The sequence below is a fragment of the Dolichospermum lemmermannii CS-548 genome (assembly GCF_028330815.1).
Classification (GTDB): domain Bacteria; phylum Cyanobacteriota; class Cyanobacteriia; order Cyanobacteriales; family Nostocaceae; genus Dolichospermum; species Dolichospermum lemmermannii.
Window position 1 is genome coordinate 17,017 of the sequence record NZ_JAQMTJ010000094.1, and the last position, 12,575, is coordinate 29,591.

Annotated in this window: 9 protein-coding genes and 1 tRNA gene; 7 read left to right on the plus strand and 3 right to left on the minus strand. The window is 38.8% G+C overall.

Annotated features, from left to right (window positions below; all coding sequences use genetic code 11):
• Positions 1–16: 16 nt before the first annotated feature.
• Entirely contained in the window at positions 17–1,426 is a 1,410-nt protein-coding gene (locus tag PN450_RS06135) for a lysophospholipid acyltransferase family protein (protein WP_271835742.1), read from the minus strand.
• A gap of 72 nt (positions 1,427–1,498) precedes the next feature.
• On the opposite strand from PN450_RS06135, the gene PN450_RS06140 reads away from it, so the two are divergent.
• Positions 1,499–2,131: a DUF938 domain-containing protein gene (locus tag PN450_RS06140; RefSeq protein WP_148761048.1), complete on the plus strand. Its 633-nt coding sequence runs from the start codon at positions 1,499–1,501 to the stop codon at positions 2,129–2,131.
• A gap of 76 nt (positions 2,132–2,207) precedes the next feature.
• Here the strand turns inward: PN450_RS06140 and PN450_RS06145 are convergent.
• A tRNA-Ala gene (locus tag PN450_RS06145) sits at positions 2,208–2,280 on the minus strand.
• A gap of 79 nt (positions 2,281–2,359) precedes the next feature.
• Here PN450_RS06145 and trhO point away from each other — a divergent pair.
• Both trhO and gcvP read left to right on the plus strand, forming a co-directional pair.
• Positions 2,360–3,262, plus strand: a complete 903-nt coding sequence (gene trhO / locus PN450_RS06150; RefSeq protein ID WP_148761050.1) for an oxygen-dependent tRNA uridine(34) hydroxylase TrhO — start codon at positions 2,360–2,362, stop codon at positions 3,260–3,262.
• A 132-nt stretch (positions 3,263–3,394) separates the two neighbouring features.
• Positions 3,395–6,313 (plus strand): aminomethyl-transferring glycine dehydrogenase, encoded by a 2,919-nt coding sequence (gene gcvP, locus PN450_RS06155; RefSeq protein ID WP_271835743.1) that lies wholly within the window; start codon positions 3,395–3,397, stop codon positions 6,311–6,313.
• Positions 6,314–7,573: 1,260 nt separating this feature from the next.
• On the opposite strand, the gene PN450_RS06160 is transcribed toward gcvP, so the two are convergent.
• Entirely contained in the window at positions 7,574–7,975 is a 402-nt protein-coding gene (locus PN450_RS06160; RefSeq protein ID WP_168696381.1) for a GxxExxY protein, read from the minus strand.
• Positions 7,976–8,472: 497 nt separating this feature from the next.
• Between PN450_RS06160 and PN450_RS06165 the strand changes: the two genes are divergently transcribed.
• From PN450_RS06165 to nadB, 4 genes are all read left to right on the plus strand, one after another.
• Entirely contained in the window at positions 8,473–8,721 is a 249-nt protein-coding gene (locus PN450_RS06165; RefSeq protein WP_271823609.1) for a FitA-like ribbon-helix-helix domain-containing protein, read from the plus strand.
• Between the two features lie 420 nt (positions 8,722–9,141).
• Positions 9,142–9,873, plus strand: coding sequence for a DUF3120 domain-containing protein (locus PN450_RS06170; RefSeq protein WP_271823608.1), 732 nt, complete (start codon positions 9,142–9,144; stop codon positions 9,871–9,873).
• Positions 9,874–10,179: 306 nt separating this feature from the next.
• Complete coding sequence (psbU, locus tag PN450_RS06175) at positions 10,180–10,608, plus strand: photosystem II complex extrinsic protein PsbU (protein WP_271835745.1); 429 nt, start codon at positions 10,180–10,182, stop codon at positions 10,606–10,608.
• Positions 10,609–10,730: 122 nt separating this feature from the next.
• Complete coding sequence (gene nadB, locus PN450_RS06180) at positions 10,731–12,437, plus strand: L-aspartate oxidase (protein WP_271835746.1); 1,707 nt, start codon at positions 10,731–10,733, stop codon at positions 12,435–12,437.
• Positions 12,438–12,575: the final 138 nt, after the last annotated feature.

A 12,575-nucleotide genomic window follows, 5' to 3' on the forward strand; every position in this document is an offset into this window, starting at 1 on the left:
GCCTGGAGCGTAGAACTTAATCCTTAATCAACCCCTCCAACATCACTTGTAAATCCTGCGTCAACTCACTAACACCCTTACGCAAAGCTTGTTTATTCCCCTGACAACCTTCCCATCTTGTATTCACATTAATCGGTTCACCAACAAAAATCATGGATTGTTTTAAACCTAAACGTGGCCTTCCTGGTAAAGTAGAATCCTGAATGCGAGACAACATATCAAACATTAATAAAAGCGTTTCTGCAAATCTTTCCGGCGTGGGTTTTTCGAGAATATAATTAGCAGTAACAGCCACAAAACTTTCAGCAATTCTCATGTGCTGCATTTTTAAATCAGCTTCTTGGGCTATCCAATCAGCTAGACCACGTTTGAAAGGTGGTAAACTGGGAATATCGGCAATATCATCTCGATAAATATAATTCCAACCAGCATCTTCTAAACGACGACATCTATCAATAAAATTACCTTGAGACTGAAGATTAAAATACTTTTCTGTGATTTTCAAAGCAGTGTCCATCAAACGGTGTAATCTAGTAGTTAGCAATTTATTTATAGGAATCTCTGAAGTGATAATTTCCGGAAAATCCTGATGATAGAAACGGTGATAAAAATCCTCCATTTCCGAAATTAGATATGCAGCTAAACGCAAAACCCGCTGATATAAAATTCCTTCCCTGTCCTTTCCAGTTTGACTAAGTTCCGTTATAGGTAAACCGCTATCAGCTTCCAATTTAGATAAAAGCCGATCTATTTTTTGCCAAGGGGGATTAACATAACTATATTTAATACCAATAGGAATAATAAAAACCTGTTCTTCGCGGTTAGCCTTTTTTAGATCTTCCACACACCAAAAACCCAATTGTGCCACACCAGGTTCTAAAGGACTAACTATGCTACTATGTCCATTTGTACCACCTTCAGGAGCGATCGCAATCGGCATTTCTGCATTAGCAAATAATTCTCTGGCCATTTGGATAGCATTTCTATCTACGCGTCTTCCCCTACGAATCGGCACACCACCAAGTCGAGAAAATAACCATCCTAACCAATTTCCCGCCCATAAAGTCATTCCCCGTTCATACATAAAATGACTGTGAACAGGGTATTTGAGACTAATTCCTTTTTCTCTTGCCACCTTGGGAACAATCCGTGATAACAGGTATAACATAGATAAAGGATCTTCCACTTCGGGGTGACGAAAAGCAATTAAAAATCTGACCTTACCTGCTTGAAAATCGTGGTATAACTTGGCTAATACTTCCGCATTTTTAGCTTCAACATTAACAATACCCGCAGGTAGCCAAGGTCTAGTTCTCACCCGCAAAATAAAAGGCAAAAACCAAGATACAATTTTCACAACAAAGGGATTATGCCGTTGAGGGATAAATTTCAGCGGTGGTTGGGTGGAATGAATAGATTTAGGCAAGTTGTTCTCCTGTGATATGGCGAAAAAAGCTAAAATTGAGAAATCGCTGCTAATTTAATTATCATAATCATAATGAACACACCCGCAGACCAGCGAAAATTTGCCCCCGCAACCCAGCGCAACCGCGAACCGATTCTAGAATTGCTTTTACAAATATTGCCTCAACATGGGACTATTTTAGAAATAGCCAGTGGCACAGGTGAACACGCTACATTTTTCTCCTACCACCTCGCACCTCGACAATGGCTACCTTCCGACCCTAACCCAGAACTGCGTGCTAGTATTAGCGCGTGGGCTGAATTTCTCCCCTGTGAAGCCATGCAGCCACCCCTAGATTTAGATGCAAGTTCACCAATTTGGCCTGTGGAAAAAGAGATAATACCACAACCACCTATTTCTGCCATTGTCAATATTAACATGATTCATATTTCCCCTTGGTCAGCCTGTTTAGGACTAATGGCAGGGGCTGGACGGATTCTGCCACCTGGTGGTATACTCTACTTATATGGTCCCTATAAACAAAATGGAGAACATACCGCACCCAGTAACGCTGATTTTGATGAGTCTTTACAAGCACAGAATCCAGATTGGGGAGTGCGTAATTTAGAAGATGTAGTAAAAGCCGCAGAAGCCCAAAACCTGACATTGCACCAAACTCACCCCATGCCAGCAAATAACTTTTCACTAGTATTTAAACATAGATAGATGAATTGTGTTTCGCGCAAAGGGGCAAAGGAGCAAAGACGCAAAGGAATTTATCTGTTTTCTTTTGTATAATTAATGGAGATTAGCGGACTCGAACCGCTGACATCCTGCTTGCAAAGCAGGCGCTCTACCAACTGAGCTAAACCCCCAAGTCTGTTTTTTATGTAAAAAGGGTTGATTTTACATAACCACATTATCATAAACTATTATTATTAATTTGGCAAGACTATGAACCAAGAAAATCAGACAGTTGTTGCTGCACTATATAAATTTGTGAGTCTACCTGATTGTAATGAACTGCAAGCAGCCTTATTATCCTTTTGTGAGTCAGAAGGAATTAAAGGAACTATCTTACTAGCACAGGAAGGAATTAACGGCACAATTGCTGGTTCTCGTCAGCAAATTGACACAGTTTTAGCCTTTCTTCGTAATGATTCACGGTTTGCAGATATAGAACATAAAGAATCTTACACAGAAATTCCCCCATTTGAACGGTTGAAAATTCGGTTAAAGCCAGAAATTGTGACTTTGGGATTACCAGAAGTGAACCCTGCGGAAAAAGTAGGAACTTATGTCAAACCTGAAGATTGGAATGATTTAATTTCCAACCCAGAAGTCACAGTCATTGATACCCGCAATGATTATGAAGTCACCATTGGGACTTTCAAAGGAGCAGAAAATCCGCAAACTCAAATATTTAGAGATTTTCCCGAATATGTACAACAACATCTTGATCCCAAAAAACATCAAAAAGTAGCCATGTTTTGTACTGGAGGAATTCGTTGTGAAAAAGCCTCATCTTATTTACTTTCTCAAGGTTTTGAAGAAGTTTATCAGCTCCAAGGAGGCATTCTCAAATATCTAGAAGAAATTCCCCAAACAGAAAGTTTATGGGAAGGAGAATGTTTTATTTTTGATGAAAGAATCACAGTTAGTCATAACTTAGAAACAGGAAATCAGGAATTATGCTTTGCTTGTGGATATCCCATTTCCGAAACAGATAAAACCTCCCCAGAATATGAAAAAAATATTTCCTGTCCCCACTGTTTCCATACCCTAACACCAGAAAAAAGAAAGCGACTACAGCAAAAATGGAAACATTACCAATCAATAAATTCCACCAATACTTAAACTTCAGATTTCTTTCTTCCTTTGCGTCTTTGCTCCTTTGCCCCTTTGCGCGAAACAAAATTTAGAAAAAACCCTAATATCCAAAAGTGATCATTACAATATATTAATACAGAACTCCTTGGAGAACGATTTGTGGTAGCTAATCCCCCGCGCACTCAAACCAGCACATTGAGCAACTTTACACAAAGACACATTGGACCAAACCCTGATGATATCCAGCAAATGCTTGATATATTAGGTCTTTCCAACCTTGATGATCTCATTGATAAAACAGTACCACAGGCAATTCGGTTTCATCAAACCCTAAATCTACCAGCAGCACAAAGCGAATATGCAGCACTGGCAAAATTAAAGCAAATAGCGGATAAAAATCAAGTTTATCGCTCATTTATCGGCATGGGATATTATGACTGTATTACCCCTACCGTCATTCAACGCAACATCTTAGAAAATCCCGGTTGGTATACAGCATACACCCCTTATCAGCCAGAAATTGCCCAAGGACGTTTGGAAGCGTTGTTAAATTTCCAAACCATGATTATTGACTTAACGGGGTTGGAAATTGCTAACGCTTCTTTACTTGATGAAGGGACAGCAGCCGCAGAAGCCATGAGTATGAGTTATGGTGTGTGCAAAAACAAATCCCATAACTATTTTGTTTCTAGTGAATGTCATCCTCAAACCATTGATGTATTGCAAACACGCGCAAAACCTTTAGGCATCAATATCATTATCGGTGATCATCAAACCTTTGATTTTTCCGAAACTATCTTTGGTGCGATTCTGCAATATCCCGCAACCGACGGGACAATTTACGATTACTGCGATTTTATCACAAAGTCTCATGCTCAGGGTGCATTGGTGACTGTAGCCGCAGATCCTCTGAGCTTATTATTACTCACACCCCCCGGTGAATTAGGGGCTGATATTGCCGTAGGCAGTACCCAACGCTTCGGTATTCCTTTGGGATTTGGGGGACCACACGCTGCTTATTTTGCCACGAAGGAAGAGTATAAACGACTTGTTCCAGGGCGCATTGTGGGGGTATCAAAAGATGTGAATGGTAAACCTGCCTTACGTTTGGCGTTGCAAACCCGTGAACAGCACATCCGCAGAGATAAAGCCACCAGTAATATCTGCACAGCCCAGGTTTTATTGGCAGTGATGGCGAGTATGTATGCAGTCTATCATGGACCGGACGGACTGAGAGCGATCGCTCAAAATATCCATGAACTTACCGCAACTTTAGCAGCAGGTTTGCAAAAGTTAGGTTATAAAATCAGTTCGGAAAACTTCTTTGATACCTTGCGGGTAGAATTAGGAAATACGAAATTAGAAGCAATTCTCGACGCTGCAAACGAGAGAAATATCAACTTGAGAATTTTTGATAATTCCACAGTTGGTATTTCTTTAGATGAAACTACGACAGAAGCAGATTTAATTGACCTTTGGCAAATTTTCGCATTGAAAGATGAATTTCCTTTCAGTGAGACAGAACTTAATTCTCTTACCAATTACCAATTACCAATTACCCATTACCCATTACCTCGTGAAAGTAAATATCTCACTCACCCAGTTTTTAACCGTTATCATTCAGAAACGGAATTATTACGTTATTTACATCAACTAGAAAGCAAGGATTTATCATTAACAACTTCAATGATTCCCTTGGGTTCTTGCACCATGAAGTTAAACGCAACTTCAGAAATGATTCCCGTAACTTGGGCAGAATTTGGGAAAATCCATCCTTTTGCGCCAATTTCTCAAACTAGAGGTTATCAAATCCTGTTCCAACAACTAGAAGCATGGTTAGGAGAAATCACAGGTTTTGCGGGAATTTCCTTACAACCAAATGCAGGTTCTCAAGGTGAATATGCGGGACTGTTGGTAATTCATGAATATCATCAAAGTCGCGGAGAAGGACACAGAAATATTTGTTTAATTCCGCAATCAGCACACGGTACAAATCCTGCAAGTGCGGTAATGTGTGGAATGAAAGTTGTGGGAGTTGCTTGTGATGAACAAGGTAATATTGATGTTGAAGATTTAAAAGCCAAAGCTGAAAAACATAGTCATGAATTATCAGCTTTAATGGTGACATATCCATCAACTCATGGGGTATTTGAAGAAGCAATTCAAGAAATTTGTGCGGTAATTCATAGTCACGGTGGACAAGTTTACATGGACGGCGCTAATATGAATGCCCAAGTGGGTATTTGTCGTCCTGGTGATTTTGGTGCAGATGTCTGTCATTTGAACTTACACAAAACCTTCTGTATTCCCCATGGTGGTGGTGGTCCCGGTATGGGTCCCATTGGTGTCGCTTCCCACCTCGTCCCCTTTTTACCAGGACATTTTGTGACGACAATACAGGAAAATAATCCAAAATCCAAAATCCAAAATCCAAAATCAAGTGGTGCTGTTTCGGCTGCACCTTGGGGTAGTGCGAGTATTTTGGTAATTTCCTGGATGTATATTATCATGATGGGTGCAGATGGGTTGACACAAGCAACCAAAATCGCCATTTTGAATGCTAATTACATGGCTAAGAAATTAGAGTCATATTATCCGGTTTTGTATCAGGGAAAAAATGGTTTGGTGGCACATGAATGTATTTTAGATTTGCGAAGTTTGAAGAAATCAGCGCAGATTGAAATTGATGATGTTGCGAAGCGGTTAATGGATTATGGGTTTCATGCACCTACTGTTTCTTGGCCTGTTGCGGGGACAATTATGGTAGAACCAACGGAAAGTGAATCTAAACAGGAATTAGATAGATTTTGTGATGCTTTGATTGCGATTCGTGAGGAAGTTGCCGCAATTGAATCTGGTAAAATGGATATTCACGATAATCTTTTGAAAAATGCCCCTCACACTGCGGAAAGTTTGATTGTTGGTGAGTGGAATCATCCCTATTCCCGTGAACAAGCTGCTTATCCTGCACTGTGGAATAAGGAATATAAGTTCTGGCCAAGTGTGGGTAGGATAGATGCTGCTTTTGGGGATAGGAATTTTGTTTGTTCTTGTTTACCGATGGAGGCTTATAATTAGTTAATTGTAGGGTGCGTTATTGAAATGTAACGCACCATTTTGATTGTGAATAAGGTGCGTTACGCTGACGCTAACGCACCCTACTAAATAAATACGTAGATTACTTAGAGATCCTACCTGCTGTTACAAACATTACTATTAAAGAACCGCAAAAGAAATAAGGTACTAAAACAGCAGGAACAGCACCAGATAAAGAACCTATTAGACAAAACAATGCGAACATAAAAATAAGCTGCAAAATACCCTCCATTATTTGTAATTGTCAGAATCAGGATATCCAGGATTTTAGGATTTACAGGATTGTGATTGATGAATTGTCTGTGAATATTGAGATATTATAAAATACAGTTACACCAACGGTCAACAAATAACAACAAATAATTTAACGGATAATTTATTATCTAACATCCTAAAATCTGTACTTCTCATAGACAATCAAACAAAAACATCCTGAAAATCCCGTAATCCTGGACATCCTGATTCAGACAAAAAAATCCTCAAAATCCCCACTTCAAATAAACAATAACATCCTGAAAATCCTTTAATCCTGGTTATCCTGATTCAGACAAAAAAATTCAGATTAATAGTGTATAATAAAGATAAACCTCACCAAAGGTATATATAACTATGAATACATTAGAAAAATTAGCTAGTAGGTTGGGTTGACACAAGGAAACCCAACATAATGAAAATATCCGATTTATATTTTTTGTCAGAATCAGGATATCCAGGATTTTAGGATGTACAGGATTGTTATTTGTAAGTTATTGGTGGGATGCTGAAATTGTAATTGTCTGAATCAGGATGTCCAGGATTTTAGGATGTACAGGATTGTTATTGATAAATTGTCTGTGAAGATTTGAAGATTATAAAATACAGTTACAGTAGTAGTCAGGAATTAACAGCGGATAATTTAACTGATAACTTATCTATCATTCCAAAATCTTTATATTTTTTTATAGACAATCAAACAACTACATCCTGAAAATCCTCTAATCCTGGTTATCCTGATTCAGACAAAAAAATCCTCAAAATCCCCACGTCAAATCAACAACAACATCCTGCAAATCCTTTAATCCTGGACATCCTGATTCAGACAAAAAAATCCTCAAAATCCCCACGTCAAATCAACAACAACATCCTGCAAATCCTTTAATCCTGGATATCCTGATTCAGACAAAAAATCCTCAAAATCCCCACTGCAAATAAACAACAACATCCTGAAAATCCTCTAATCCTGGACATCCTGATTCAGACAAATTAACCCTGAAATCTAGGATTAAAAACCTTCTTATATTCCAACTTCAACCCACCAAAATTAATCAATAAACCAACAGGAAAATTATATGCAACCAAATAATTTTTCGCTTGCGCTAAATGGACATCTTCTAAATTAATTATCGCTTTCAACTCCACCACAACCTGATTTTCAACTATAAAATCCGCCCTTCTTGTTCCTACTTCAATTCCCTCATAATAAATTACTTGTTCCACCTCCCTTCCAAAACCTAAACCTGATTTTTTGAGTTCAATTTCCATACATCTTTGATAAATAACCTCCTGAAAACCATTTCCCAAAGTTCGGTGTATTTTCATTGCACAGCCATTAATTATATATGTAATTTCGTCTAATTTTAGATTTTGGGTATTAGGTATGTTCATGGATTTACATGATTGTTATTTGTAGGTTATTGGTGGGATGCTGAAATTGTAATTGTCTGAATCAGGATGTCCAGGATTTGAGGATGTATAGGATTGTTATTGATAGATTATTCATGGGATGCTGAAATTGTAATTGTCTGAATCAGGATGTCCAGGATTTGAGGATGTACAGGATTGTTATTGATGAATTATCTGTGAATATTGAGATATTATAAAATACAGTTACACCAACAGTCAACAAATAACAACAAATAATTTAACGGATAATTTATTATCTAACATCCTAAAATCTGTACTTCCCATAGACAATCAAACAACCACATCCTGAAAATCCTTTAATCCTGGACATCCTGATTCAGACAAAAAAATCCTGAAAATCCCCACTTCAAATAAACAACAACATCCTGAAAATCCTCTAATCCTGAAAATCCTGATTCTGACAAAAAAAATCAGATTGATAGTGTATAATAAACATATCCTTTAACTCTAAATTGATTATGACTAATATCACAATCTCTAACCTTGATGATGATCTGCAAAATCAGTTACAAAAAAGAGCAGAAAAACATGGACATTCCCTAGAACAAGAAATTACAGAAATTCTCCGTCTTGTTCTCTCAGAAAATCATCAAAATCCTATCAATTTAGCAACTCTAATTGAAAACCGTTTTGCCAAATTTGAAGATTTGGAATTACCGGAAATAGAGAGAGAAGCGATTCGCACAGTGTCAATATTTGCAGATTAGAAAATGATTATTCTTGATACAAACTTTTGTTTCTCGATTTATATATATGAGCGCACACTTTTCCACTCATATCATAAGCATACCTAAAACTCGAAACTCTGTCAAGCCCCCTAGCTGAAATCACCAAAACTCGTTAAAATATTGATAAAATTCTCAATAATAATGAGAATAGACTCCCATTAGTTGAGAAAGTCCTTTTTTCAAAAATCCCATACAAATAACTTATAGTTTAATCACAAGACTCCCAACTTCTTTGATTAATCTGGTGATTTATCAATAGTATTGCAAAAGTCAGATCCCCGACTTCTCTAAGAAGTCGGGGATCTTGTTGTTATTTATGTATAATCAAGATGCCCCTAGGGGGGATTTTCAGTTATGATACTCTAGATAAGTAAAGTTTAGTAACAAATATTAAAAACTTTGATTAATCATACATTTCCTTGCTATCCAGCTACTAACCCGACGTTAGATATTGATGACAGCCTTAAAAATCCTTCTTTACCAAACTTTATCTCTTCCCGACAAAGTTGGTTAATATTTTTAGCATCAGTATTTTTAGTATCAGTACCAGTGTTCATGGAAGCACCATTAGTGCGCTCATTCCCCACTCTTAGCGTATTAATGACAGGCTTTTGGGTGTGGATCAGTATTAGATTAATGTCACGTCCCCAAACCTATCTGTGGGGAGATTTACTTTTTGGTTTTAGCTGGACTTGGTTAACAGGCGCAATTTATTGGGGTTGGTTAAGATATGAACCAATCTGGCATATACCTATAGAAGCACTAGGATTACCCTTTGCTGTGTGGTGTTTAGCGAAAAATTGGGGTAAAGTCGGCAATTGGTTTTACCTCGGTTCTTTACTAGGAACGGTTTTAACCGATATTTATTTTTATTTAGTGGATTTGATGCCTTATTGGCGACAAATTATGAGAACAGATCCATCTGGTGCTTCACAAATCTTACAGAATGCCCTAACACAAGTCCAAACACCCTGGGGACAAGCCTGGGCAATCATTCTTGCTCTCATTCTGATGACTGTAGGAACAGCTTCTTTACTCAATAAGCAATGTCATTGGTATGCCTTTGGAGGCGCAGTTTTGAGTACAATCTTAGTAGACAGTCTCTTCTTATTAGCAGCAGTTCTGGCGTGAAATTCCCATGAATTTAGGTAAACACCGAAAAATGGGCGCAAAGGTGCTATCAGGTCAGATTTTTGGCAAAAGTCAAATCAAACCAAATAGTCGTAAATATTATGGATATTGATCCGCTGTATATTAGTTTTTGATGACTGTTGTGCAAACTCTCAAGCTGAAACCATGAAGCTAAACCATGAAGAAACCAGGATCAAGTTAGAAAATAAACTGCTCTAACACCCTTAAACTTCCGGCTTATGCCCTAAAGTTCATAGCTTTTGGCTGCAAAATTTTATTATTCCTTGAAAAAAAGAGGTAAAAATCGTGAAAGCATTGGTGCGTTTATTCAGTGTATTTACATTGTTGCTAGGTTGTTGGGGAATGTTGGGAACTACCCAAACAGCCCAAGCTACTGGCTTCAACAGCTTTGTGGGAAATCAAGTCCCCGTTTTAGCAATTGCCCGCCAAAACAAAGCAGATCAGAAGTTGGCAACAGAGTTTGGCAAGAAAATTGATTTGAACAATACCAATATGCGGGCTTTCCAAGATTTTCCTGGACTGTATCCCACCTTGGCTAAGAAGATTGTCGCTAATGCTCCCTACGAAAAAGTAGAAGATGTATTAAATCTGCCAGGATTGACCGATAGCCAAAAAGAACGTTTGCAAGCTAACTTAGCAAACTTTACAGTTACAGAATTAGAGCCTAACTTCAATGAAGGAGACGACCGTATTAATAACGGTATCTACAGATAACTAAGGATTGGGAATTGGGAATTGAAAACATATTCCCAATTACCCATACCCTAAGTTGAGATCTTAAATTTTGGGCTGTAAATCCCAAAAATCATCCAAATCACAAAAATCATAGTTATCCCTTGCCTGATATAAATATTCCTAACCAATTTGATGTTTTAGTAGTCGGTGCCGGTGCAGCAGGACTATATACAGCCCTATGTCTACCCGCATCCTTACGAGTCGGCTTAATTACTAAAGAAACAGTTTCCCTATCCGCCAGTGATTGGGCGCAAGGTGGCATAGCCGCAGCCGTAGCCCCAGAAGATTCGCCACAACTGCATATTGAAGACACATTAAAAGCAGGTGCTGGTTTATGCGACATCGCCGCTGTCAAATTCCTCGCCGAACAAGCCCCCAGTTGTATTCAATCCCTGGTTAACTTAGGCGTAGCGTTTGATCGTCATGACAGTAACTTAGCTTTAACCCTCGAAGCAGCCCATTCTCGTCCTCGTGTGCTTCATGCAGCCGATACCACTGGCAGGGAAGTTACCACCACCCTTACAGATCAAGTCCTGCGTCGTCAAAATATTCAAGTCATTCAGCAAGCTTTGGCTCTGAGTTTATGGATAGAACCCCAAACCGGTCAATGTTTGGGAACTAGCCTATTTTATCAAGGGAAAATTACTTGGATTAGAGCCAGGGCTGTCATTTTAGCTACAGGTGGCGGTGGTCAAGTATTTGCCCAAACCACTAACCCAGAGGTAAGTACAGGTGATGGTGTAGCCATTGCTTGGCGGGCAGGGGCAATTCTCCGGGATTTAGAATTTGTCCAGTTTCACCCCACAGCCCTAAGTAAACCAGGACGTTTCCTGATTAGTGAAGCTGTGCGTGGAGAAGGGGCGCATTTGGTGGATGACACCGGGCGACGTTTTGCCTTTGATTACCACCCAGCAGGGGAACTAGCACCCCGTGATGTGGTCAGTCGAGCTATTTTCAGTCATTTACAAAAAACGGCTGCTGATATGGCTACAGCGAATGTCTGGTTAGATATGCGCCCCATTCCCGCTGACAAAATTCGCCATCGTTTCCCGAATATCATTAATGTTTGTCAACATTGGGGCATTGATGTCTTTACTCAACCCATTCCTGTGTCACCTGCTGCCCATTATTGGATGGGTGGTATTCTCACAGATGTCATGAATGCCACGAATATTCCCGGTTTATACGCCATTGGAGAAACTGCCAGTACGGGAGTACATGGTGCTAATCGTTTAGCCAGTAATTCGTTGTTGGAATGTATTGTCTTTGGGGCGCAAATGGCTAATGTTGACTATGGAAAATTGCAACTGGGAAAACAGGAATCTGCTAATATTATTGAAACTGAAAGTTTGGCAGTTAACCCATCTCTAATTGAGTGGGAAAATCAACAAAGACAATTAGCAGAAATTCGCCAAAATTTACCCCGTGTAGTTTGGCAAAGTGCGGGTATTTGTCGAGAAAAATCAAGTTTAGAAAATGCCATTTCTCAAGTTGCATCTTGGCAAGAAGACTTTGCTGCTTTACCTTTAAGTCAATTATTATTGAGTTTAAAACCGACACAATCAGTTAATTTTCAACAGCCACAAATTGAAAAGGAATTGCGGCTTTGGGCAGAAACTCGTAATTTATTAGATATTGCCGAATTAATTCTGAAAAGTGCTGTTTTTAGAACTGAAAGCCGAGGTGGACATTACCGGTTAGATTACCCTCAAACTGATCCTAATTGGCAAGTGCATACTCTTGTCCAAAATCAGGAATGGGTAATGGGTAATATTATCTCCGGTGGTTCTACTCTTCCCTTTATGTAAGTAAGTAGACGAAAATAAATCAAAGTAGATTAAGTAATGTAAGAAATCTGGAGATGATTTCGTAGTAAGGGCTTCAGCCCTCAAATGAGGAATAAATTCCTCACTACAAACTTTGAATTATTCAAGCCGTTCTACTTA

Coding starts and splice junctions, on each gene's coding strand:
- PN450_RS06140 (WP_148761048.1), top strand. CDS start 1,499: ATGAACACACCCGCAGACCAGCGAAAATTTGCCCCCGCAACCCAGCGC.
- trhO (WP_148761050.1), top strand. CDS start 2,360: ATGAACCAAGAAAATCAGACAGTTGTTGCTGCACTATATAAATTTGTG.
- PN450_RS06160 (WP_168696381.1), bottom strand. CDS start 7,975: ATGAACATACCTAATACCCAAAATCTAAAATTAGACGAAATTACATAT.
- PN450_RS06165 (WP_271823609.1), top strand. CDS start 8,473: ATGACTAATATCACAATCTCTAACCTTGATGATGATCTGCAAAATCAG.